At 65.0% G+C, this 24,687-nt stretch carries 21 protein-coding genes; 3 read left to right on the top strand and 18 right to left on the bottom strand.

The window, feature by feature from the left end; translation table 11 throughout:
• Positions 1-31 precede the first annotated feature (31 nt).
• The gene (locus VGR99_RS33100; protein WP_326904152.1) at positions 32-1,399 is read left to right on the top strand and encodes an FAD-dependent oxidoreductase; all 1,368 of its coding nucleotides are present in this window, start codon (positions 32-34) and stop codon (positions 1,397-1,399) included.
• 21 nt (positions 1,400-1,420) lie between these two features.
• Here VGR99_RS33100 and VGR99_RS33095 read toward each other — a convergent pair whose 3' ends face one another.
• From VGR99_RS33095 to VGR99_RS33050, 10 genes are all read right to left on the bottom strand, one after another.
• Positions 1,421-1,633, bottom strand: a complete 213-nt coding sequence (locus VGR99_RS33095) for a hypothetical protein (RefSeq protein WP_326904151.1) — start codon at positions 1,631-1,633, stop codon at positions 1,421-1,423.
• Between the two features lie 180 nt (positions 1,634-1,813).
• On the bottom strand, positions 1,814-3,670 hold the full coding sequence (locus VGR99_RS33090) for a putative bifunctional diguanylate cyclase/phosphodiesterase (protein ID WP_326904150.1): 1,857 nt from the start codon (positions 3,668-3,670) through the stop codon (positions 1,814-1,816).
• A 266-nt stretch (positions 3,671-3,936) separates the two neighbouring features.
• Positions 3,937-4,674 carry a ribulose-phosphate 3-epimerase gene (gene rpe, locus VGR99_RS33085; RefSeq protein ID WP_326904149.1) on the bottom strand — a complete coding sequence of 246 codons (738 nt, stop codon included), beginning with the start codon at positions 4,672-4,674 and terminating at the stop codon, positions 3,937-3,939.
• Positions 4,671-5,603 (bottom strand): CbbX protein, encoded by a 933-nt coding sequence (gene cbbX / locus VGR99_RS33080; protein WP_326904148.1) that lies wholly within the window; start codon positions 5,601-5,603, stop codon positions 4,671-4,673. The genes rpe and cbbX overlap by 4 nt, the downstream gene beginning before the upstream one ends.
• Positions 5,604-5,702: 99 nt before the next feature.
• Entirely contained in the window at positions 5,703-6,110 is a 408-nt protein-coding gene (locus VGR99_RS33075; RefSeq protein WP_326904147.1) for a ribulose bisphosphate carboxylase small subunit, read from the bottom strand.
• Between the two features lie 11 nt (positions 6,111-6,121).
• On the bottom strand, positions 6,122-7,582 hold the full coding sequence (locus VGR99_RS33070) for a form I ribulose bisphosphate carboxylase large subunit (RefSeq protein WP_326904146.1): 1,461 nt from the start codon (positions 7,580-7,582) through the stop codon (positions 6,122-6,124).
• A 33-nt stretch (positions 7,583-7,615) separates the two neighbouring features.
• Entirely contained in the window at positions 7,616-8,701 is a 1,086-nt protein-coding gene (fba, locus tag VGR99_RS33065) for a class II fructose-bisphosphate aldolase (RefSeq protein WP_326904145.1), read from the bottom strand.
• A gap of 14 nt (positions 8,702-8,715) precedes the next feature.
• Positions 8,716-10,737, bottom strand: a complete 2,022-nt coding sequence (gene tkt / locus VGR99_RS33060) for a transketolase (RefSeq protein ID WP_326904144.1) — start codon at positions 10,735-10,737, stop codon at positions 8,716-8,718.
• Positions 10,738-10,750: 13 nt separating this feature from the next.
• On the bottom strand, positions 10,751-11,626 hold the full coding sequence (locus VGR99_RS33055; protein WP_326904143.1) for a phosphoribulokinase: 876 nt from the start codon (positions 11,624-11,626) through the stop codon (positions 10,751-10,753).
• Between the two features lie 12 nt (positions 11,627-11,638).
• Positions 11,639-12,676, bottom strand: a complete 1,038-nt coding sequence (locus VGR99_RS33050; protein ID WP_326904142.1) for a class 1 fructose-bisphosphatase — start codon at positions 12,674-12,676, stop codon at positions 11,639-11,641.
• A 119-nt stretch (positions 12,677-12,795) separates the two neighbouring features.
• Between VGR99_RS33050 and VGR99_RS33045 the strand changes: the two genes are divergently transcribed.
• Complete coding sequence (locus VGR99_RS33045; RefSeq protein ID WP_326904141.1) at positions 12,796-13,773, top strand: LysR family transcriptional regulator; 978 nt, start codon at positions 12,796-12,798, stop codon at positions 13,771-13,773.
• Positions 13,774-14,461: 688 nt separating this feature from the next.
• Positions 14,462-16,546 carry a TonB-dependent siderophore receptor gene (locus tag VGR99_RS33040; protein WP_326904140.1) on the top strand — a complete coding sequence of 695 codons (2,085 nt, stop codon included), beginning with the start codon at positions 14,462-14,464 and terminating at the stop codon, positions 16,544-16,546.
• A gap of 35 nt (positions 16,547-16,581) precedes the next feature.
• On the opposite strand, the gene VGR99_RS33035 is transcribed toward VGR99_RS33040, so the two are convergent.
• The 8 genes from VGR99_RS33035 to VGR99_RS33000 form a co-directional block, all read right to left on the bottom strand.
• Complete coding sequence (locus VGR99_RS33035; protein WP_326904139.1) at positions 16,582-16,791, bottom strand: hypothetical protein; 210 nt, start codon at positions 16,789-16,791, stop codon at positions 16,582-16,584.
• 138 nt (positions 16,792-16,929) lie between these two features.
• Positions 16,930-17,349, bottom strand: a complete 420-nt coding sequence (locus VGR99_RS33030) for a DUF4118 domain-containing protein (RefSeq protein ID WP_326904138.1) — start codon at positions 17,347-17,349, stop codon at positions 16,930-16,932.
• 138 nt (positions 17,350-17,487) lie between these two features.
• Positions 17,488-18,681, bottom strand: coding sequence for an MFS transporter (locus tag VGR99_RS33025; RefSeq protein WP_326904137.1), 1,194 nt, complete (start codon positions 18,679-18,681; stop codon positions 17,488-17,490).
• Between the two features lie 53 nt (positions 18,682-18,734).
• Positions 18,735-19,355: a TetR/AcrR family transcriptional regulator gene (locus tag VGR99_RS33020; RefSeq protein ID WP_414645206.1), complete on the bottom strand. Its 621-nt coding sequence runs from the start codon at positions 19,353-19,355 to the stop codon at positions 18,735-18,737.
• 984 nt (positions 19,356-20,339) lie between these two features.
• On the bottom strand, positions 20,340-21,524 hold the full coding sequence (locus tag VGR99_RS33015) for a serine hydrolase (RefSeq protein ID WP_326904135.1): 1,185 nt from the start codon (positions 21,522-21,524) through the stop codon (positions 20,340-20,342).
• Between the two features lie 33 nt (positions 21,525-21,557).
• On the bottom strand, positions 21,558-22,454 hold the full coding sequence (locus tag VGR99_RS33010; protein WP_326904134.1) for a PhzF family phenazine biosynthesis protein: 897 nt from the start codon (positions 22,452-22,454) through the stop codon (positions 21,558-21,560).
• Positions 22,455-22,552: 98 nt separating this feature from the next.
• Entirely contained in the window at positions 22,553-23,680 is a 1,128-nt protein-coding gene (locus VGR99_RS33005; RefSeq protein ID WP_326904133.1) for an AraC family transcriptional regulator, read from the bottom strand.
• Complete coding sequence (locus VGR99_RS33000) at positions 23,677-24,636, bottom strand: N-carbamoyl-D-amino-acid hydrolase (protein WP_326904132.1); 960 nt, start codon at positions 24,634-24,636, stop codon at positions 23,677-23,679. Before VGR99_RS33000 ends, VGR99_RS33005 begins: the two co-directional genes overlap by 4 nt.
• Between the last annotated feature and the right edge of the window lie 51 nt (positions 24,637-24,687).

The raw sequence follows: 24,687 nt of genomic DNA, 5'->3' as shown, positions 1-24,687 counted from the left end.
CGATCATGCCAGGAGCCAAAGGAGACTACGCTTGAAGACGAACGACGTCGAAATCCTGGTCATTGGGGCCGGCATGGCCGGCCTCGCAACGGCCTATTATCTCGCCGTCGAGCACAAGCGCTCGCGCCTGTTGATCGTCGACGAAGGCCAGCCGATGGCGCTGACCTCGGCACAATCCGGCGAGAATTATCGCAACTGGTGGCCGCATCCGACCATGGCGGCGTTCACCGACCACAGCGCCGATCTGATGGAGGACATCGCACGCCGCACCGACAACCGCATCCACATGACGCGGCGCGGCTATCTGCTGGTGACGCGCGACGACCGGCCGGACGAGCTGCTGCGGCAATTGCATGCCGGCTACGGCGCCTCGGCCGCGAAGCTGATCCGTCAGCATGAAGGCACCAGCCAAAGCTATTCGCCGCCGCTCTCGGCGGACTGGCAGACCGCGCCCGACGGCGTCGATGTGCTGCGCAGCCGCGACCTGATCCAGCGCTATTATCCGGCCTTCGACAAGGAGGTCGCGACCGCGCTTCATATCCGCCGGGCCGGCGACATCAGCGGCCAGCAGCTCGGCCAGTACATGCTGGAGACGATGCGGCCGCTGGGCGCGCAGTTCCAGCAGGCGCGCGTGGTCGGCATCGCCAAGGCCGACCGGTTCATTGTTGACGTCATCGCTGGCGGCGAGCGCCAGAGCATCAAGGCCGACATCATCGTCAATGCGGCGGGTCCGTTTGCGGCGCACATCGCCGTGCTGCATGGCGAGAAGCTGCCGATGCACAACGTGCTTCAGCAGAAGATTGCCTTCGTCGACCGCAATCGGACGGTCGACCGCAAGATGCCCTTCGCGATCGACCTCGACGGCCAGACGCTGGCCTGGTCCCCCGAAGAGCGCGAGGCGTTGGCGGCAGCACCGGAACTGGCCCGGTTGCTGGAGCCGATGCCGGGCAGCATCCATTGCCGCCCCGATGGCGGCGACCAAGGCCAGTGGATCAAGCTCGGCTGGGCGTTCAACTCGGAACCGTCCGAGCCCACCCGCGAGCCCGAACTCAATCCGTACTTTCCGGAAATCGTGCTCCGCGCCGCCAGCCGGCTCCAGCCCGCGCTCGCGCAATATCTCGGCGCCCTGCCGCGCGACCGGATCCATTACGGCGGCTTCTATCCGATGACGAAGGAAAACTGGCCGCTGATCGGCGCGGCCAGGACGCCGGGCGTGTTCCTGACGGCTGCGCTGTCGGGTTACGGAACGATGTCGGCCTGTGCGGCCGGCGATCTCTGCGCACGGGCCGTGGTCGGCGCGCCCTCGCCGGCCTTCGCGGACGTTCTCTCGCTCGCACGCTACGAAAACAAGACACTCATGGACGAGCTCGACAGCGCCGAAAGCCGCGGCCTGCTTTGATCGCCTTTGGGCGAGACCCGCTTACGCCGCGGCGGGGGCCTCCCATGCCGCGGCGGCCACGGCGTCTTCTTCGCGTTGCGCATTGCACGCGTCAAAATGCGCCTTGAGTTCGACTTCCGCCAAATGTTCGAAATGCTCGGCCTGACCGAGGAGTTCCCAGTTCTGCAGCGGCCGGTAGGCCGCCTGCTGGCGACAGAGGGACGCCAGCGCACGGTAGCGACGTACGTTCTCCATGAGACCCTCCCTCGCATTCACACGGCTTATTGCCCTGATTTACGTCACGCCGATGGCGGTTGTGCAAAACATTTTTTGCGTGCACAGCCGGGCTGATCGCAGTTAACTTTTGAGAAATGCGCGTGCGCACTTTAGTTCCAAACGCGCAGGTCTGCACGTGGAACCAGGCCGGCCGGAGACCTAGGCGTAGAGCCGCCGCTCCACGGCAACGCCGACCAGATCAAGATAGCGCTCGATCAGGTCGGGCTGGCCGACGAGATAGCCCTGCATCTCCTCGCAGGCCTCGCGTTCCAGGAAGTCCCGCTGGGCCTCGGTCTCCACCCCTTCGGCGACGACCGGGATGTTCAGCGCGTGCGCAAGACTCAGCACCGCGCGGACGATCTCGGCCGATTGCGGCGTTGCCTCGAGATTGGAGATGAAGCTGCGATCGATCTTGATCTTGTCGAACGGGAACGACTGCAGATAGGACAGCGAGGAATAGCCGGTGCCGAAATCATCCATCGCGATGCGGATGCCGAGTGCCTTCAGCCGCCGCAGCAGATTGAGCGCGCGGGTGAAATCGCCGATCAGCACGCCCTCGGTGATCTCGACCTCGAGCCGCGTCGGCGCAAGCCCCGTCTCCAGCAGGATCTGGTGGATCGTGCGTTCGAGATCGCCGGCCTGGAACTGGACTGGCGACAGATTGACCGCGACCTGCAACGGTCGCGGCCAGGAGGCCGCCTCGCGGCAGGCCTCGCGCAACACCCATTCGCCGATCTGGACGATCAGCCCGTTCTCCTCCGCGAGCGGAATGAACTGGTCCGGCGGCACAAAGCCCCGCGTCGGATGATTCCAGCGCAGCAGTGCCTCGAAGCCGATGATCTCGCCGTCCATCCGCGCCTGCGGCTGGAAGTAGACGAGAAGCTGGTTCTGCTCCAGCGCATGGCGCAGATCGTGATGCAGCAGCCTGCGGTCGCGCAGCTCCTGGTCCATCTCGGATTCGAAGAAGCGGACTCGCCCCCTGCCCTCGCGCTTTGCGCGATAGAGCGCGGAATCGGCATTGGCGAGCAGCGTCGCGGCATCGACGCCGTCATCGGGATAGACGGCGATGCCGACGCTGACACCGACCTGGGAGAGATAGTCGTCGACCTCGAGCTCCTTGCCGATCACCTCGACCAGGCGCTCTGCGAGCGCCAGCACGTCCTCGCGGCACGCGTCATCGGGCATCAGGATCATGAACTCATCGCCGCCGATGCGGGCGACGAAGGCGCCGTCGGCTTCCGCGGCGAGGCGATCGGCCGCCGCCCGCATCAGCATGTCGCCGACGGGATGGCCGAAGACGTCGTTGACCTCCTTGAAGCGGTCGAGATCGAGGCTGAGCACCGCGAAGCTGGTGGACGCCTGCTGCGCGCGCTGCAGCCGTTCATCCAGCGCCGCATTGAAGGCGCTGCGGTTCGGAAGGTCGGTGAGTGCATCATGATGGGCGAGATGGCTGATCCGTTCCTGCGTATTGACGCGCTCGGTGACGTCCTCGATCACGCCGACCAGATATTGCGGATCGCCGGCGTCATCCGTGATCAGCATCTTGCGCGAATTGACGACGCGGTCGTGGCCCTTGACGCCGACCTCGAGGAGGTGCTCCTCGAGGAACATCGGCATGCCGCTGGCGACCACCCGGCGGTCCTGCTCGTTGACCATGCGGGCGACGTCAGCCGGGAAAATCTCCTCGGGCGTCCTGCCGAGCATCTGCTCGCGCGGCACGCCGTAATAGTCTTCTCCAGCGCGATTGAGCAGGATGTAGCGCGAGTCCTTCGCGCACTTCGCGAACACGGCGATCGGAATGTTCTCGACGACGGTATCGAGGAACTCCTGGGTCCGCAGCAGATCCTGCGCGACCTCATCATGCGTATGCGCGCGTGCATCGATCATGCGCTGCCGGTCGCGATCGCTTGCCTCGTAGGCCGCGCTGACGAGCTCGCCCAGCTTGACGACGTCGACCTGTCCGGTCGCGTCCGTGGCGCAGCGAAGCTGCTCGGCGAACAGGCGATGCATGCTCATGCCTTCGCCTCGCGCCGCGTGCAGGCCTCATGCCTGCAGATATCCTGGATCAGCATTCCCACGCTCTCTCGCGTTCCTGAACCGCAGATTGCGGCGCTTAGCATTGCGTGGGTGTTAATCGAATTTTCGTCTCAGGCGCGTTGGTTACCCCGGCCTGAAACTATTTGATCGGTTTGTGCAGCATCCTCCGTAGAACTCCGGAAAAATGTGGCACGCCTTGGTACAATCGCAACTGCGACGGCGGCATCACCTGCGTCACCCGTAGTCTACCGGATCGAGGCACTCTCTCCGGTCCGCATCGACTGAACGGAATTATCCTGCAGTTTTGGAACCCGCGCCGCCTCCGCAGCGACGCGGATGGCCGCGATATTGGCGGCATAGTCGGCGCTGCTCCTGCCGCGGAACACCGCCGATCCCGCGACCAGCGTATCGGCGCCCGCCGCGGCGACAGCAGCGGCATTGTCGCGCGTGACACCACCATCGACCTCGAGCCGGATCGGCCGCTCGCCGATCATGCTGCGGATGCGCCTGATCTTCTCGAGTTGGGAGTCGAGGAACGACTGGCCGCCGAAGCCGGGATTGACCGTCATGACCAAGATAAGGTCGAGGCGATCGAGCACATATTCGATCACGCTCTCGGGTGTTGACGGGCACAGGCTGACGCCGGCCTTCTTGCCGAGTGCGCGGATTGCCTGGAGCGAGCGATCGAGATGCGGACCCGCTTCAGCATGAACGGTGATGATATCCGCGCCTGCCTTTGCGAACGCCTCAAGATACAGATCGGTCGGCGCGATCATCAGATGAACGTCGAAGATCTTCGACGTCACCGGCCGGATCGCCTTGATGACGTCCGCGCCGAAGCTGATGTTCGGGACGAAGTGCCCGTCCATGACGTCGCAATGGATCCAGTCGGCACCGGCCGCGTCAATAGCCGCGATCTCCTCGCCGAGCCGCGCGAAATCAGCCGCAAGGATCGACGGCGCGATGATGATCTCCTTGGTCATGACTTTGCACTCCGCGCATCGGCGCCGCCGGTGAAGACACGGCTCGCCAGAACGTCCGCCGGGTCGATCGTCTCCAAGTCCGCAACATCGAGCATGCGGTTGAGATCGGACACCAGCCGATCGGCCTGCCGCAGGCGGATGCGGTCGACCGCGTTGCGGATCGAGCGCGCGTTGGAGAAGAACGGCTGGGTCCGGCGCAGCGCGACGTATTTCTCGAAAGCTTCCCGTGCCGCCGCCGAGAAGCGATAACCGCGCTCCTTCAGCATCAGCTCGGCGATAAAGAGCAGCTCGGCTTCAGCATAATCGGGAAATTCGATGTGATGGGCGATCCGCGAGCGGAAGCCGGGATTCGAGCCGAAGAACTTCGTCATGCGCTCGCCATAGCCGGCGAGGATCACGACGAGGTCCTCGCGCTGGTTCTCCATCACCTGGAGCAGGATCTCGATCGCCTCCTGGCCGTAGTCGCGCTCGTTGTCGGGCCGGTGCAAATAATAGGCCTCGTCGATGAAGAGCACGCCGCCCATCGCTTTCTTCAATATCTCTTTCGTCTTCGGCGCGGTGTGGCCGATATATTGCCCGACGAGATCGTCACGCGTCACCGAGATTACCTGCCCGCGCCGCACGAATCCGAGCCCATGCAGGATCTTGGCCATGCGCAGCGCCACCGTGGTCTTGCCGGTGCCGGGGTTTCCGGTGAACGACATGTGCAGCGTCGGCGGCGTGGCGGCCAGGCCCACACGCTGGCGAATGCGCTCGATCAAGAGGAGTGACGCGATCTGGCGCACGCGGTTTTTCACCGGCTTGAGCCCGATCAGTTCCTGCTCGAGCTGCTGCAGCGTGTCGGTGATCCCGGCCGCTTCGGCCTCCTTGCGGAGATCGAAGCTGGTCTCGCCGGCTTCAGTGGTCGTTGCGTGCGGGACATCCAGCATGGGTACCTCGAAGAAAAGAGCTTCGCCGCGGGGGGAGCGGCGAAGCAGTGGTCCGCCAAGGAAACGGAGCAGGGAGTGCTCCGCGCGGAGGAGAACGGCTTAAGGCGAGGCGTGCGCAACCTGCCGGCGCACGGTGGTGTAGCGGATGGCGCGGCCGCCGACCTCCTGCCGCACCAGTTCGAACTCGGCTTCCTGCGGCGGACGGTTGACGATGAACGAGATCCGCACCGATTCCCAACCATGACTGGCGTCGAAGCCGCTGATGCGAATGTAGCGGTCGCCGTACACCCGGCGGCATTCGGCGAGCTCCATCATGACGCCGGCGGCGTCCTGGAGATCGAACATCGGCAGGCCCCACATCTCCCAATAGGTGTTGCGGGGATGCGGATCCTCGGTGAACTCGATGTTCACCGCCCAGCCATTGGCGAGGCAGTATTGCACCTGCTTGGTGATCTGGTCGTCGGTCAGATCGGGCAGGAACGAGAAGCAACCCTGGGTCAGTTTCATCTCAAATCTCCTCAGACGGTTTCCAGCGCCGTCGGCACGAAGTCCGGCGTGTCGGTGGATTGATAGTTGAAGGTGACGTCCTTCCAGACATCGAGCGCCGACTTCAGCGGCGTGCAGGTCTGCGCCGCCTTGGCGAGGATCTCCGGACCCTCGTGGACGTAGTCGCGGCCCTCGTTGCGGGCGAGGATCATGGCCTCCAGCGCCACGCGGTTGGCGATCGCGCCGGCCGCAATGCCCATGGGATGGCCGATGGTGCCGCCGCCGAACTGCAGCACGACATCCTCGCCGAGCAGATCGAGCAGCTGATGCATCTGGCCGGCATGGATGCCGCCGGATGCGACCGGCATCATCTTGTTCAGGCTCGCCCAGGACTGGTCGAAGAAGATGCCGTGCTCGAGCCTGGTCGGATTGAACTCCTCGCGGCAGACGTCGTAATAGCCGCGCGTGGTGTTGGGATCGCCTTCGAGCTTGCCGACCACCGTGCCGGCATGGATGTGGTCGACACCCGCGAGCCGCATCCACTTCGCGATGACGCGGAACGACACGCCGTGGCTCTTCTGCCGCGTATAGGTCGAGTGACCGGCGCGGTGCAGATGCAGGATCATGTCGTTGCGGCGCGCCCATTTGGCCATGGACTGGATCGCGGTGTAGCCGATCACGAGATCGATCATGACGATGCACGAGCCGAGCTCCTTGGCGAACTCCGCGCGCTCGTACATGTCCTCCATCGTGCCCGCGGTGACGTTCAGGTACGTGCCCTTCACCTCGCCCGAGGCCGCCTGCGCACGGTTCACCGCCTCCATGCAATAGAGGAAGCGGTCGCGCCAGTGCATGAAGGGCTGCGAGTTGATGTTCTCGTCGTCCTTGGTGAAGTCGAGCCCGCCCTTCAGTGCCTCGTAGACCACGCGGCCGTAGTTGCGCCCCGAAAGCCCGAGCTTCGGCTTCACGGTGGCGCCCAGCAGCGGCCGGCCGAACTTGTCGAGCCGTTCGCGCTCGACCACGATGCCGGTCGCGGGTCCCTGGAACGTCTTCACATAGGCAACAGGGAAGCGCATGTCTTCCAGGCGCAGCGCCTTGAGCGGCTTGAAGCCGAACACGTTGCCGATGATCGAGGCCGAAAGGTTGGCGATTGAACCGGGCTCGAACAGGTCGAGGTCGTAGGCGATGTAGGCGAAATACGAGCCCGGCGTGCCCGGCACCGGATCGACGCGATAACACTTCGCGCGATACTTTTCGGCGGCGGTCAGGCGATCGGTCCACACCACCGTCCAGGTCGCGGTCGAGGATTCGCCGGCGACCGCGGCGGAGGCCTCGATCGGATCCACGCCGTCCTGCGGTGTCACGCGGAACAGCGCGATGACATCGGTGTCCTTCGGCGTGTATTCGGGCTCCCAATAGCCCATGCGCTTGTATTCCATCACGCCCGAGCGATAGCGTTCTTTGCCCCTGACGGTTCCTGCATGTGCATTCATGGCTCTCTCCTGCTCTTCTCTCTCTCTGAATGATTAGGCGGCAACCGGCTCGCGGGCGCCGATGCGCGGATCGAGCTCGCCGGCGCGGTAACGCCGCGCCATCTCGCTCAAGGGAACGACCTTGATCTTGCTGGCGTGGCCCGCGGTGCCGAACTGCTCGAAACGGTCGCGGCAAAGCTCGCGCATCGCGTCCATGGCGGGCTTGAGGAATTTGCGCGGGTCGAATTCGGAACGCGTTTGCGCGGCTACTTTCCGGAACACGGCGGTCATCGCGAGGCGGCAGTCGGTATCGATGTTGACCTTGCGAACACCGCTCTTGATGCCGCGGACGATCTCCTCCACCGGCACGCCCCAGGTCTGGGGCATCTCGCCGCCGAACTGGTTGAACATGTCCTGCAGCGGCTGCGGCACCGAGGACGAGCCGTGCATGACGAGATGCGTGTTCGGCAGCCGGCGGTGGATCTCCTCGACCACCCGCATCGCCAGGATGTCGCCATCCGGCTTGCGGCTGAACTTGTAGGCGCCGTGCGAGGTGCCCATCGCTATCGCGAGCGCATCCACCTTGGTGGCGCGGACGAAATCCACCGCCTGGTCGGGATCGGTCAGAAGCTGGTCGTGGCTGACCTTGCCCTCGACGCCGTGACCGTCCTCCTGCTCGCCGCCGCCGTGTTCGAGCGAGCCGAGCACGCCGAGCTCGCCTTCGACAGAGGCACCGGTCCAATGGGCGAGATCGACGACGCGGCGCGTGATCGCGACATTGTAGTCGTAGTCGGCGGCCGTCTTGGCATCGGCCTTGAGCGAGCCATCCATCATCACCGAGGTGAAGCCATGGGCGATGGCGGAGGCACAGGTCGCCTCGTCGTTGCCGTGGTCCTGGTGCATGCAGAGCGGAATGTCCGGATAGGTCCGCTCCAGCGCGTCGATCATGTGCGACAGCATGAGATCGCCGGCATAGCTGCGCGCGCCGCGGGAGGCCTGGATGATGACGGGCGCATCGACCTCGGCCGCCGCCTGCATGATCGCGATGCCCTGCTCCATGTTGTTGATGTTGAACGCCGGCACCGCGTAGCCGTGGCTGGCGGCGTGATCGAGCAGTTGGCGAAGGGTGATACGGGCCACGAAGAATCCTCCTGTTATGGCTTGCGAACACGGGCGATCGCCCGGCGTGCGGCTTCCGCAATGCTTTGCGGCGTGATGCCGAATTCGCGGTAGAGCACCGGCGCCGGTGCCGAGGCGCCGAAGCCGCGCATGCCGACGAATTCGCCATCGCTACCGATCCAGCGATGCCAGTCGCCGGCGACCGCCGCCTCGATGCCGACGCGCGGCGCGATGCCGAGAACGGCCGCGCGATAGTCGTCCGGCTGCTCCTCGAACAGCGCGAAGCACGGCGCGGAAACCACGGCCGCACGGACATGCTCGGTCGCAAGCAGGCGGGCGGCTTCCAGCGCGATCGAGACTTCCGAGCCGGTCGCCATCAAGGTCACGTCACGGCCGCCATCGGGCGAGACGATCAGATAGGCGCCACGCGCGACGCGGTTTTTGCCGCGTACATCGCTGCGGAACGTCGGCAGAGCCTGCCGTGACAGGCACAGCACGGAGGGCCGGTCTTCCGCTTCGAGCGCACAGTCCCAGGCTTCCAGCGTCTCGACCGCATCTGCGGGGCGGAACACCAGCAGATTCGGAATGACGCGCAGCGCCGCGAGATGCTCGACCGGCTGATGCGTCGGGCCATCTTCGCCAAGGCCGATGGAGTCGTGCGTCATCACGTGAATGACGCGCAGCCGCATCAGGGCCGCAAGGCGGATCGCCGGCCGGCTGTAGTCGGAGAAGGCGAGGAACGTGCCGCCATAGGGAATGAAGCCGCCATGCAGCGCGAGACCGTTCATCGCCGCCGCCATGCCGTGCTCGCGGATACCGTAATGGATGTAGTCGCCGGCGAACGCGCCACTCTTGACCGGGGCCTGCGCCTTGGCGTGCGTCAGGTTCGAATGCGTCAGGTCCGCGGAGCCGCCGACCAGGCCGGGAATGGTCCCCGCGATGCCGTCGAGCACCTGCTGCGAGGCCTGCCGCGTCGCAAGCTTCGGACGCTCGGTGGCAAAGCGCTCGCGCAATTTCGCCGAGGCCTGGGCATAGGCGTTCGGCAGGGCAACCGGCTTGCCCTCGATAAAGAGCTCCCGCTGCTCCGGCGTCGCATCTTCATAGCGATCGAGCCAGGCGAGACGCTCGACCTGCCCGCGCTGCCCGATCATCCGCCACGCCTTCGCGATGGGAATCGGCACCACGAAGGGCTGATAGTCCCAGCCAAGCGCTCGTCGCGCTGCCGCGGTCTGCTCGGTGCCGAGCGGCGCGCCATGCGCCTTCTCGGTACCTTGCCGGTCCGGCGCGCCGTAGCCGATGATGGTGCGGCAGGCGATCAGCGACGGCTTTGCGGCTTCGCGCTCTTCCGCGATCGCCTGCGCAACGGCTTCGGGATCGTGCCCGTCGACTCGGCGCACCGACCAGCCGGAGGCGGCGAAGCGTGCGAGTTGATCGTCCGAGGTCGCAAGCGACGTCGGTCCATCGATGGAAATGCCGTTGTCGTCGAACAGCACGATCAGGCGGCCGAGTTGGAGATGCCCGGCGAGCGAGATCGCCTCCTGGCTGATGCCTTCCATCAGACAGCCGTCGCCCGCGATCACATAGGTGAAGTGATCGACGAGACCGTCGCCATGCCGCGCATTGGCCATGCGCTCGGCGAGTGCCATGCCGGCCGCGGTCGCGATGCCCTGCCCCAGCGGACCGGTCGTGGTCTCGACACCAGGGGTGTGGCCATATTCGGGATGACCCGGCGTCTTCGAGCCCCATTGCCGGAACGCCTTGATGTCGTCGAGGCTGACATCGCCGCCGGTCAGGTGCAGCAGTGCATAGAGCAGCATCGAGCCATGGCCGGCCGAGAGCACGAAGCGGTCGCGATCCGGCCAGTTCGGGTGCGCGGAGTCGAATTTGAGGAAGCGCGAGAACAGCACGGTCGCGACGTCGGCCATGCCCATGGGCAGACCGGGATGGCCGGACTGCGAGGTCTCGATGGCATCGACCGCGAGGAAGCGGACGGCATTGGCGAGATCGCTGTGGCTGACTGCCGTGATGTCGGCTTCGGCATGAACCGAGATATTCATCGGATCCTCCTTTTCACTTCAAGCTGCGCTTGCGCTCGATGAGCTGCATGATCAGCGGCGTCAGGATGAGCTGCATGGCGAGATCGAGCTTCGCGCCGGGACACACGATCGAATTCGCGCGCGACATCCAGCTGTGCGGCAGCATCGAGAGCAGATAGGGAAAGTCGATGCCGCGCGGATTCTTGAAGCGGATCACGACCATCGATTCGTCCGGCGTCGGGATCCAGCGCGCGATAAACGGATTGGAGGTGTCCACCGTCGGCACGCGCTGGAAGTTGATGTCGGTCTCGGTGAATTGCGGGCAGATGTAGTGGATGTAATCCGGCATCCGCCGCAGGATGGTGTCGGTGACGGCCTCGGTCGAATAGCCGCGCGCGCTGCGGTCGCGGTGCAGCTTCTGGATCCATTCGAGATTGATCACCGGCACGACGCCGATCTTGAGGTCGGCATAGCGTGCGACGTTCACCTTGTCGGTGACGACAGCGCCGTGCAGTCCCTCGTAGAACAGCAGGTCCGAATTCTCCGGCAGCCGCTCCCATTCGGTGAAGGTGCCGGGCGCCGCGCCATGCAGCGCGGATTCTTCCGCATCGTGCACATAGTGCCGCGTCGTCGCCGTGCCGGTCTCGCCATAGTCGCGGAAGGCCCGTTCCAGCTCCTCGAACAGATTGGTCTCCGGGCTGAAATGGCTGAAATGCTTGTTGCCGCGCTCGGCCTCCTGCGCCATCTGCGTGCGCATCTCGGCACGGTCGTAGCGATGGAAGGCGTCGCCCTCGATGTAGACGGCGTTGACCTTCTCGCGGAAGAAGATCTGCTCGAAGGTCTTCTTGACCGAAGTGGTGCCGGCGCCGGACGAGCCGGTGATCGAGATGATCGGATGCTTCCTGGACATCGGATGCCTCCCTCAGAGCCGGAAGAAGCCGCGCCGCGCGAACAACGGCGCGGAAACGCTGGCGACGAGCAGTGGATCGCAATGCAGCTCCTCGAGCCGCCGCACTTCGTTGCTCGAGCCCATGATCAGCGGCACGCGCTGATGCAGGCCCTGTGCCGCGAGATCGAGGATGCGCTCGCGCCCGGTCGAGGCCGAGCCGCCGGCCTGCTCGATGATCATTGCCATCGGATGCGCCTCATAGGTGAGGCGCAGGCGGCCGTCGCCATAGCCGGGGCGCGCGTCGGAGGGATAGAGGAACACGCCACCCCGGGTCAGGATGCGATAGGCTTCCGCGACCAGCGAGCCGACCCAGCGCATGTTGAAATCGTGGTTGGCGGGTCCTTCGACGCCGGCCAGGCATTCGTCGACGAAGGCGCGCACCGGCGGATCCCAGTGCCGGCGGTTGGAGGCGTTGATCGCGAACTCCTCGCACGCCTCGGCGATCTGAACGCCGCTGCGCGCGAGGCGGAAGCAGCCTGACTTACGGTCGAGCGTGAAGATGTCGACGCCGTCGCCAAGCGTCAGCACCAGCGAGGTCTGCGGTCCGTAAGTGACAAACCCGGCCGCGAGCTGTGCCGAGCCGCGCTGATGGAAGGCCAGCGCGAGATCATCGGGCGCGGGCAGGATCGAAAAGATCGTGCCGACTGTCATGTTGATGTCGATGTTGGACGAGCCGTCGAGCGGATCGATCGCGACGCAGACACGGCCTTCGCGGTCGCCGATCTGCGGCTCGCGCATCTCCTCCGACGCCAGCGCCGCGATCGGCAGCTTGCTCAGGCAGCGGCGCAGGATCGCATCGGCCTGGACGTCGAGATCGCGCTGGACGTCGCCGTCGCTGTTGCGACCGGTGGTCAGGCCGGAGGCGTCGGCGAGATCGCCTGTCGCGATGAGGTCGGCGATCTCGATCGCCGCCGATGCGATGGCATCGACTGCGGCCGCAACCGCCAGCGCATGCGGCGCCGTCTCGGAATACCGTTGAAGGTGGTCGTCCAGCCTGAGTTGCCCGGTCATCTGCGTCCATCCCCTTGCGGGTGCCGCATCCAGTTCCCTCCCCTCTGGAGGTCGGAGCGGTCAGTCCCAGCACGAGGAGATTGACAGGGGCGGCTTAATAAGGAAAATTTCTATTCATAATGGTTGCCAAAGAATTTTCTTATAATGGCCCCGGCCATGCAGCTGCACAGCTCCGGCATCTGACGATCCGGCAGTTGCGATCGCTTGCCGCGCTGTCGGCCAAGGGCAGCGTCACCGCGGCCTCGGGCCATCTCGGGCTGACGCAGCCGGCGGTCACGCAGCAGCTTCGCCAGCTTCAGGACCTCGCCGGCCTGCCCTTGGTGCAGCGGACCGGCGACGGCATGCTGCTGACGGAGGCCGGCCGCGAGGTCCTGGCGCTCGCCGAGCGCGTCGAAGCCGCGATCACGGACTGCCAGGGCGCGCTCGACCTGCTCGCGGGGCGGACCGGCGGCACGGTGCAGCTCGGCGCGGTGTCGACCGCGAAATATTTCGTGCCGCATGCGATCGCGGCGTTCTCGAAGCGGCACCCGAAGATCGAGATCAAGCTGACCATCGGCAATCGCGAGGAGATCCGCGAGGCCATGCACGGCTACGAGCTCGACTTTGCGGTGATGGGTCGGCCGCCGGCCGATGTCAGCGTCGACGTGCGTCAGCTCGGGCGCAATCCGCACATCATCGTCGCGCGCAAGGGACACTGGCTCGAGAAGGATTCCGGTCTCAGCCTGACCGATCTCGTGCACGAGACCTTCCTCACCCGCGAGCCCGGGTCGGGCACGCGGACGCTGATGGAGGGGATGTTCCAGAGGTCGGACCTCGAGCCGATCATCGGCATGGAGATGAGCAGCAACGAGACCATCAAGCAGGCGGTGATCGCAGGCCTCGGCATCGCCTTCATCTCGGCCCACACGGTGGCGCATGAGCTCGCCGAAGGCCGCCTCATCGTGCTCGATGTCGCGGGCCTGCCGATCGTCCGGCAATGGTACGTGATCCGCCGCAGCGACAAGGTGCTGCTGCCGCCGGCGCAGGCGATGTTCGATTTTCTCGGCTCGGAAGGCTCGAACTATCTGCCCGAGGTGCCCGATTTCGGCGAGCGCTAGCTCACCGATCCTCAGACCATCAGCTTCATCGCAACCGTCGCCGCCAGAACGACGATGATCTGGAGCAGGCGCTCCGTCGTGAAGATGCGGTTGAAGGTGGTCATCGCGCGCCCCCGGCCGTCTAGGAGATCTGAACGCGTTGCTATCACACGCGGATGACCGGGCAACTCCGTATTCGCCACGGGTATTGCCCAAGCCTGCGCGCGGGATCGCCGGAACTCGCATTGTTTCGAATGATTCAAATCGCGTTTCTTGGAATTGCTGGCCGCCCGCCGTGTTCATCCCCGCAGTGACTTCGCGTGAACGGACGCGCCTTGCCCCGCGTCCGGCCGCATCCCTGGGGAAATCGGGCGAGTTTTGAAGTGTAAGGGAGGGCGCGATGAGCCACATCGCAGCCAACGGGGAGCTTTTGTCTTCTGCAGGCGATATGTCGGGGCGCAAGGGTTCGGGGATCGCGCGCAGCGTGTTGGCTGCACTGATGACGTCAGGTGCATTCCTCCTCGGCCCGCAGGCATTCGCGCAATCTTCGTCAGGACAAGGCGTCACGCTTCCCCCCGTCACCGTCACGGCACCCGAGACGCAGCGTCGGTCCAATCCGTCCTCCTCTGCGCGCCGGACCAGCGGCACGCGAACCCGCCGGACCCAGACAGCGCGTCGGCCGGAGACAACGCCCGCGCCGCAGCCGTTCATGCCATCGCAGGACGCCCGCACCGGCACGGTCGGCTATTTCGCCAACAGCACCTCCGTCGCCACCAAGTCGAACACGCCCATCGTCGACATTCCGCAGTCGCTTTCCGTCATCACCCAGCAGCAGATCCGCGACCAGAATTACCAGGGCCTCACTGACGTCACCCGCTACGTCCCGAGCGTCGCGGTGCACCAGGGCGAAGGCAATCGCGACGAGCTCGTCATCCGCGGCGTCGATTCCAGCGCCAACTTCTTCGTCAACGGCTTTCGCGATGACGTGCAGTATTTCCGCGACTTGTACAACGCCCAGAGCATCGAGGTGCTGAAGGGTCCGAGCGCCCTGACCTTCGGCCGCGGCGCCGGCGGCGGCGTGCTCAACCGTACCCTCAAGGAGGCCGACGGCACCCGCATCTATCAAGCCACCGCGCAGACGGGATCCTGGGGCGACCGCCGCGTCTCGCTCGATGCGGGCCAGGCCGTCAATGACAACGTCGCAGCACGGCTGAACGTGTTCTACGAAGGCAGCGATGCGTTTCGTGACTTCAACCATCTGGAACGCTACGGCATCAACCCGACCGTCACGCTGAAGCCCGACGACTTCACCAAGATCAAGCTGTCCTACGAATATTACCACGACGGCCGCACCGCCGATCGCGGCAATCCCTCGCAGAGCCTTCCCGGCGGCGTCACGCGCTTCAATCCAACGACGCCGTTCGCGCCGAACGGGAATCTGCAAGTCTTCTTCGGCAGCCCGAGCCTCAACACCGCGCAGGCAACGGTTCAGACCGGCATGGCGATCATCGAGCACGATTTCCAGAACGGGCTGTCGGTGCGCAACGGCACGATGGCGGCCGACTACCAGAAGTTCTACCAGAACGTCTATCCGACCGGCGGGCCGCTCGCCGGTGCCGTCAATCCGGCGGACACCGCCGTCAATCTCGGCGCCTATCAGCACACCACCAACCGCGACAATGTCTTCAACCAGACCGACTTCACCTACAAGGGCTGGACCGGCCCGATCGCGCACACGGTCGGCTTCGGCACCGAGTTCGGCCGCCAGACCGGCGTCGACATCCGCAATACCGGAATCTTCCCGAACGGCACCAACACCGTCGTCCAGAATCCGTTCGCGCCGACCTATTTCGGGCCGGTCAACTTCATCCATCACTTCACCGGCGTGAACGGCGACGGCGTCACGACGCCCGATTCCAACAGCAAATACGCGCTGAACGTCGAGTCCGGCTACTTGCGCGACACCATCGAGTTCTCCCGCGCGCTGCAGCTCATCGTCGGCACGCGGTTCGATCGTTTCGAGATGTCGGCGCTGGACATGAACACCAACATCAACCGCAACCGCACCGACAATCTGGTCTCGCCACAGGCGGCCGTGATCCTCAAGCCGATGGAGACGATGTCGGTCTACACCGCCTACAGCATCTCCTATTTGCCCGCCTCCGGCGACCAGTTCTCCGCGCTCAACGACGGCACGCTGATCCTTCAGCCGCAGAAGTTCGAGAACACCGAGGTCGGCATGAAGTGGAACGCCAATCCGAGGCTGCTGTTCTCGACCGCGATCTACAACCTCAACCGCACCAACCAGCCGATCGCCGACGGCAACAATCCCGGCTTCTTCCTGCCCTCCGGCAGCACGCTGACGCGCGGTTTCGAGGCGAGCCTGGTCGGCTACGTCACCGAGCAATGGCAATCCTCGCTCGGCTATGCCTACACGGATGCGAAGATCACCAGCGCGACGTCGGCAACGGTCGTGCCCGGCAATCGCGTGCAGCTCGTGCCGTACAATCAATTTGCCTGGTGGAACAAATATCAGTTCACGCCGATGTGGGCGGCCGCGCTCGGCATCATCTATTTCGGCGATTCGTTTGCATCGTCCGACGACACGGTGAGATTGCCGAGCTTCGTGCGCTTCGATGCCGGCGTCTACGCCACGATCGATGCCAATTGGCGCGCACAGCTGACGGTCGAGAACATTTTCAACCGCGGCTACTGGGCCTCCGCGGACGGCAACAACAATATTTCGCCGGGGCAAGGCCGCACGGTACGGGTCCAGGCGAGCTACAGGTTCTGACCCGCCGCTAACCTCGGTCCCGCGATGGTTAACGATCAGGCCGCGAGCGGTGTCGCATAATCCATGCGTGCCGCGAAATAGGCTTCCAGCTCCGACAGCGCGCGGTCCTCCCATTCCCGCGCCTGCTCCAGCAGCGACCAGCTCTGGCCCGGGCGGAATGCAGCGGTCTGCCGATAGAGCGATGCGATGCCGCGATAGCGGCGCACGTTCTCCATGATGGCGTGTCCGCTTATTTGGCCGTTCATGTCCGAAAACTCCCTCGTCATTCCCGGGGGAGAAATTGCGGCCAAATCTTTTTTGAAAAGTTAGCGGCGCAGAGCAGATTCGCGGATGGTTGCCGGACTGTTGCGCGGACGCAACGCCGGCGGGCGCGCGCCACGCATTTATTGCGAATTCGTTGCCGCGCTTTCGCCCCGGGACTTCAAGCCGCCGCGGCCAGCGAGCGTCATCGTCTCGCGGCACAGATCGGCAAGGCCGATCAGAAGCACGGCGAGCAGGCAGAACAGGTTGACGGAATCCGCATTGGCGCTGGACAGGGGCGTGAACTGGAAGAAGGGCGGGATGAACGCCCACCACACCAGCGGGACGGTGAGCAGCGCGGCGAAGGCTGCCGCCGGCGCACCTGCGACGAGCCCGAGCACGAACAGGCTGGGAAGGAATGCCGCGAAATAGAGCTTTGCGCCGAGCGCGACGCAGATGCCCTGGAGCATCGCCGACACTGCGACGACGACAAATCCGAGCACAAACGCCTGCCACGACCACGGCCGTAGTCGCGGTACGCCTAACAAACCCGCACGCCTCATTGGCCTCCCCCTGCCGCCCGTTAACCAGGTCCGCTTGCGACCAAAGTACTACAGCGGCGCGGAATCCGCGAGATGGAAATTGCGTCACTTCGGGACCGGTAAACGGCCGCAACGCACTATCCCGGCCGCATCCGGCGGCTACTCGGTCGCCGCGTAGAGCAGGCCCGCCACGGGAAGCGCAAGGCCAATGGCCGACGCCAGCACCCAGCCGCCTTGCGCGAACGCCCAGGCGCCGACCGCGGAGCCGGCGGCGCCCGCCGCGAAGAACGTCGCCATATAGAGCCCGTTGAGGCGGCTGCGATGCTCGTGCCCGAGCGCGAAGATGGCGCGGAAGCCGAGCACGACGTTGCCCTGCACGCCGATATCGATGGCGATCGCCGCCACGACCAGGCAGATCAGGTTCAGCATCGAGCCGGGTGCGCCGAGATAGGTCACCAGGAAGCCCGCGGCCGCGAGCAGCATCGCAACCCGGGTCGCGATCCGGCTGTGACCGCGATCGGCGAGCCGGCCCGCGATGGGAGCGGCGAACACACCGGCGACGCCGGCAAGCGCGAACAGCGCAATTCCGGTCTGGTTGAAGCCGAACGCGCCGGCGAGTTGGAGCGGCGCCACCGTCCAGAACAGGGTGAAGCAGCCGAACAGGCTGGCCTGGTAGAGCGCGCGGCGCCGCAGCAGCGGCGTGTGCAGGGCGAGGTACGGCATCGACAGCAGCAGCGTGCCGTAATGCATGCGCACGACCGGCTTACGCTTCGGCAGCGTCATCCACAGCACGGTGGCGAGCACAATCATCAGGGCGGCGGAAGCGAAGAACACCGCATGCCAGGACGAGGCCGCGGTGACGAAGCTCGACACCGGACGCGCCAGCATGATGCCGAGCATCAGGCCGGTCGAGACGTTGCCGACGACGCGGCCGCGGATCGCTTCGGGCGCCAGATGCGCGGCATAGGGAATGATGATCTGCACCGCGACCGACCCGAGCCCGATGAAGAGCGCGGCGATCAGGAACGGCAGCGCATGGGTGGCGAAGGCGGCCGCAAGCAGCGATGCGGCGCCGAGCGTGATGACGGAGCAGATCAAAGTACGGTTCTCGACGAGATCGCCGAGCGGCACGATGAAGAGCAGGCCGATGCCGTAGCCGACCTGGGTCATGGTGACGATCAGCCCCGCCGCGGCATGCGATAGGCCGAGCGCGGCGCTGATCGGGGCGATCAGCGGCTGGGCATAGTAGATGTTGGCGGCGACCATGCCACAGGCCGCGGCCAGCACGAAGGTCAGTCGCTGCGACACCGCATCCGGCTCGGGCGCGGTCTCGATCGTGGCATTCATCGTCATTGACGCAAATCTCCGAAAGATCGGGAACGTTCATTCCCTAATAAGACAAGAATTCAGGCGAGCAGTTTCATCGCGACGCCGACCAGCCGGTCGCCGTCGAGCGGCAGGCGCGCCTTGCCGACGACCCGCATGCCTTGGGTGATGCAGATCATCAGCCGCGCGGTATCCTCGGGCACGACGTGAGCGGGAATCGAGCCGTCGGCCTGGCCTTCGCGGATGAGGCCGGCGATGAAGCTTTCGTTGGTCTCGAGCTGGGCGTTGACGCGGGCGCGGACTTCCGGATCGAGCGCGGCGAGCTCGACCGCGCCGCCGACCACGATGCAGCCGCGGCGCCCCTCGATCCCCTGGGAGTGCTCGACATAGGACAGCAGCATATGGCGCAGCCGCTCGCGGCCGTTGGCGCCCCGCGCGGCCGCGCTGCGGGTCTGCTCCCGGCGCACCGTGGCGTAGCGCTCGAACGCGGCCAGGAACACGGCCTGCTTGTCGCGAAACGCCTTGTAGACGCTGCCGGTGGCGAGCCGCATCGCGGCGGTCAGATCGCCGATCGAGGTCGCATGGTAGCCGCGCTCGCAAAACACCCGCACGGCGCGGTCGAGCGCGGTATCCATGTCGAACTCCCGGGGACGACCGGGCGGACGGGCGACGGCTTGCGATTGGCGGGCGACTTTTTGCATTGCGGGATAATAGGGAATGATCGTTTCCGAATAAAGACACGGAGTTGTGATTGGGGGGTGGGCACGAGCGTGGCGTGGAGCGCAACACCGCCCCCACACCGTCATTGCGAGGAGCGAAGCGAGGAAGCAATCCAGAATCCCTTCGCGGAAAGATTCTGGATTGCTTCGCTGCGCTCGCAATGACGGTGTACGGGGCGGCAGTGCAGGTCTCAGACACGCGCACTCGTAGGATGGGTAGAGCGAAGCGAAACCCATCGCGCATCCTCCTCGCGGAAACATGATGGGTTTCGCTGCGCTCTACCCATCCTACGGTCTTGCAGACACGCCTTCGCACTCTCGCGGCTTAATCACCCGAGCTTTGCTTCATCACTCCGCCCTCTTTCCCAAGAGGGCGCAGGGAAGGCCGGGTGCCGGCGGCACCCGCGGTCTGCTGCGCGAAAGGGTGCGCAAGGAGACCGCACAGCAGCATACAGGTGAAGCCCAACACACGGCCTTCCCTGCGCGATGGTCGGACGGCTTATGCCGTGCTCTCCCGGGAGCCGAATTCCCTTTGGCCTCCCTCACCTCGGCGAAAGTCGCCGGCACCGCGCCGGTTGACGCGACTGCCGCATCCGCCAGGGCTTGACCGTAGCAACGACGGCCAGGACCACACGGTTTTGCCGTACGCACGGTTCGCGTGTTCACCGCAGTTTTCCCAGCCCTGTCGACGGAGCCGGAAACTTACTGGCGAAACGAACCTGACAGCGCCGCTCGTCGGCACGAAGTTCTGGGCTCACGGAGCAATCCGCCCTGCCCTTCACCCTCGCGCCCGACGCTGCCGCGTCCACCGCAAGCCCGGCTCGCGCATCGTGACGACAACATGATCGCCCCTCGAGGATGAGCCGGGATGGGCGAGACATACGACAAATCCGAATTTCGGTAAAGTGGAATATTTTCGTCGGCAGGGGTTGACGGAATGGCGGGTGTTTTGCCCGACGGGCAAATTCAAGCCATTGCCGCAAGCGCGTCGAAAAGCGCGAGATTGAGGCGCTTCGCGTCGTTGCAAACGGCGACCGGCTGTGACGAGAACTTCGCGACGACCATCTCGGCGCGGGGATCGACGTACAGCCACTGGCCGTGGATGCCGAGGGCGAAGTAGGCCTCGCTACCGGCGCGCCTTTGATACCATTTGCTCCGATAGCTGCCTCCAGGCAGCCAGTCGGCGAGCTTGCCTGCATTCCATTGCCCCGATGGCGTGCCCGAAACCGTGTCGCGGACCCACGCCTCGGGTACGATACGGCGCCCGCCAACGACGCCGCCCGATCGCATCATCTCGCCGATGCGGGCGAGGTCGCGCGGGGTCATGCAGATGCCGCCGCCGGACCGGGCCGCGCCTGAAGCGTCGACCGTGACATAGGCATCCTGCCTCGCCCCGAGCGGTTGCCAGAGACGGGCTGTGACGAGATCTGCAAACCGTTCGCCGGATGCACGCTCCAGGACCAGGCCCAGAACGTCGGAATTCGGAGATGCATAACGGAAGGGACCACGATGCTCCCCGGCCCCCTTCTGCAACGACGACAGAAATTCGATGAGGGTCTCCCGGACCTGCCCGGGCTCGACGGGCTCCAGCAGGCCGGCGCGGCGATAGCGCGCGAAATCGCCGCGCGGATCCTGATAGGTTTCTTCGAAGTCGAGGCTGATCCGCATGTCGAGAACGTCGCGGATGCAGGCATCCGCATAGGCGGATGATCTGAGCTCCGGCACGTAGGCCGGCACGGCCTCGTCAAGATCGAGCAGGCCCTCGCCATGCAGAATGCCGGCGACGATCGCCGTCACTGACTTGCTTGCGGAGAACAGGATGTGACGCGACTGCAACGTGAAGTTCGGCGCATGAAACTCGGCAACGATGCGGCCCGACTTCATCACCACGAGCGCGTCGGTCGAGGTTTTCCGGAGCAGGTCCGCGACGGTCACGTCTTCTCCGTCAACACCGAACTCCCGTCGAACGAGGTCTTCCCTGTCGACGCGAGGCTCTTCGGTCAGTCCTGGCGTTGCCGAGATGCGCGCGATCGGAATGAGTTCGCAGACGTGGCGAAATGACCAGGCGTTCCAGGGCGACTGCCGCCAGTTGGACAGGCGGACATCGCTGCGGGGAAAGCCGTAAGCGGACTCGAAGGCTGAGGACGACATGATCGACGAAGGCTCCGTGGTTGACTTGTCCGGCTAAAGCTTTTCGTCTTCGGCCGGCTGCACGATGCCGCTCAGCCAGCAGCCATCAACGCGCCCTCCATCGAGATTGAAGCGAACCCGGATTTCGGACGGACGCTTCATCGCGCGGCCCTGACGCACGGTGATCTGCCGGTCGGATGCTTCGACCAATCCGTTCGACAGCAGCCCGAACGACAGGGCCGATGCCGCGATGCCGGTGGCCGCGTCTTCCGGATAGCCGGACGATCGTGGAAACTGGCGGGCATCGACGACCTGCCGACCGGAATCCGAGATCGCGTAGGGATAGAGGCCGGTCGATCCGATACGATCGCATAGTTGCTCGACCTTGCTGAAGTCCGGGCTCAGGCCGTCGAGGACCGAGACGGATTTCAGCGGGACGAGAGTCTTGACCCGGCTGGTTCTGGCGTTCTGGATCGGCTGCGGGGCGAGATCGGCAGCGCCGATGCCGAGCACCGCGAGGATGTCAGCCCGGGCTGCGTCGGCATCCGCGAGCGGCTCGACCTCGCCCGCGGGCTGGGAAACCTCGACGAGGACATCCTGTCCCGCTGACCGCAGAATCCGCGCCGCGACCTTGCCGCTCCTCGTCTGGATCTTCAGACGATCGCCCGACACGAGGCCGAGCTGCGCGAGCAGCCAGACGGCGCCGACGGTCGCATGTCCGCACATGGACATTTCGTGATTGGGGACCCAGAAGCGGAATTCGAAGTCGCAATCCGATCCGGGCGGCGGCGGCAGCACGAATCCGCTTTCATGGCCATAGGTGCCGGCCACCTGCTGCATCTGCGCATCCGACCATCCGGCCGCATCGATGACGATCGGGGCCGGGTTGCCGCCGTCAGGCCCCGCGGCGAACACACGGACCAATCGAACCTGCTGATTCAAATTGTTCATCACCCGTCCCCGTGGCGCGCGCTCTTTCGAGCCATCGCGCAGAACTCACCGGCAGCAGGTTACGATCGCCGCTGCCCGAAAGGGTGTTCGAACGGGACTCAAATCTTGCTTGAACGGGCCATGCGCTTGCGGACTTCGCCCGGCGAGCAGCCGTCGGCCCGGCGCATGGCATGGGCCAGCGCCGCGCCGCTGTCGAATCCAACCCGAAACGCGATCTCGGCGATGGGAAGGTCGGTTGCACCGAGCAGCTCGCAGGCCTTGTCGAGGCGCGCCCTCTGCTGGAATTCGCCGATCGACAGTCCGGTGAATTCGCGAAACAGGCGGCTGATATGGCGCCGCGACACGCCGAAGCGTGCTTCAAGCGTATCGAGCGGAATGGTCCGGTCCATGTGCAACATCAGATATTGCTTGATGTCCTCGACCAGCGTCATGCCGTGCTCGCGGTGCGACACGTCCGACACGATCTCGCCGGTCATGACCTCGGCGATGCATTGCACCAGCAGCGCGGAAGACAGGCCATGGCGGATGCGCGCATTGCCGTAAGCGCCGCCTTCGTCCCGCGCGGACAATTCGTGCAGGGCACGCAGCTTCGCCGTGCGGTGAAACAGGGCGGCCTTGCGCGTGCGCCGCCGGAATTCGCTCAGCGAGCCGATCTCCCGTTCGAACCTGTCGAGCGCGGGACCGGTGACATAGAGGGCGATGTGGCTGTGCGCGCCGATGCCGGCCCGCGTTTCATGAGCCCGGTCGGCCGGCACGACGGCGAACCGGTCGTGCGAGAGCCACGTTCCGGCGCGCCGGTCCTCGTGCTTGAGCTCGATCGTTCCGCAACTCGGCAGAATGAACATCAGGCAATCGTGCCAATGCCACGGCATGGCGTATTCGCCGCTGCCGGCCAGCGCCGCGTACGCGTCGTCGGCGGCAACGAGGCGATCCGGACTAGCTGTCTGGCGGAGCTGGTCGAATGACCTCAGCATGGCGATGCCCGATGTGACGGAGGAAGTCCTGCGGCCTTGATCGCCAGGTTCGGAAACGCGCATCCGGTGATCTCTGGCGGCACGATGTTCACAAGATACCTTTTCCCGAAGGCTGGCAACCGCGAACGATGCCAGCGCTTGCTGCGCGGGCACCGTAGCCCGGATGGAGCGCAGCGTAATCCGGGGCCGCTCACCCGGCACTTGCCACTTTCCCGGATTGCGCTGCGCTCCATCCGGGCTACAGGACATCATCCCTTCTGCTTCACCTTCGACCCATCCGCCATCGTCGTCACGCCCTTCCGCTCGACGATCATCCCGTAGGCCCTTGGCTGGCGGTGAATGTCGAAATTGAACGTCGTGCGCTTGTAGGAATGACAGAGATCGAGATCGCAGCGGGCGAGCGCGATCTCGTCGCCCTTGGTCGTGCATCGCGCGATGATCTCACCGGAGGGCGCGATGATGCAGCTGCCGCCGATATGGTCCACGCCCTCCTCGACGCCGGCTTTGGCGACGCCGACCACGAAGGTGCCGTTCTGATAGGCGCCGGACTGCATCACCAGATGATTGTGGAACAGCGAGAGATCGTCGTGCTCGGGCGCGGGCGGATTGTGCACCGGCGTGTTGTAGCCGATCATCACCATCTCGACGCCCTGCAGGCCCATCACCCGATAGGTCTCGCTCCAGCGGCGGTCGTTGCAGATCGCCATGCCCATCACGCCGCCGAAAGCCTCGGTCACGCCGAAGCCGCTGCCCGGTTCGAAATAGCGCTTCTCCAGATGCTGGAATTTGCGCCACGGCTCATGCTCGGCATGGCCGGGCAGATGGACCTTGCGATACTTGCCGACGATCGCACCGCTCTTGTCGACGAGGATGGACGTGTTGTAGCGCCTGACAAGGCTGTCCTCGGCCGTCAGCTCGGCATAGCCGAGATAGAAGCCGATCCCGAGCTTGCGCGCGAGGTCGAACAGCGCCTGCGTCTCCGCCCCCGGCATCTCGCGCTCGAAAAAAGTGTCGATCTCGGCCTGATCCTCGAAATACCAGCGCGGAAAGAACGTGGTCAGCGCGAGCTCGGGATAGACGATCAGGTCGCAGCCATTGGCGTGGGCCTGGCGCATCAAGGCCATCAGGCGTGCCACGACCTCGCTTCTCGTCTCGGCTCGCGCAATGGGGCCAAGCTGGCCGGCTGCAACATTCACAAATCTCGCCACTATCTTGTCCTTCGTTTGCTGGTCGCCGGGGCACAATCAAATTCCATGCCT

It is taken from the genome of Bradyrhizobium sp., assembly GCF_035935975.1.
In the GTDB taxonomy this organism is placed as follows: Bacteria; Pseudomonadota; Alphaproteobacteria; order Rhizobiales; family Xanthobacteraceae; genus Bradyrhizobium.
The sequence above is the reverse complement of the archived record's forward strand: the minus strand, read 5'-3'. Positions and strand labels throughout refer to the sequence as shown.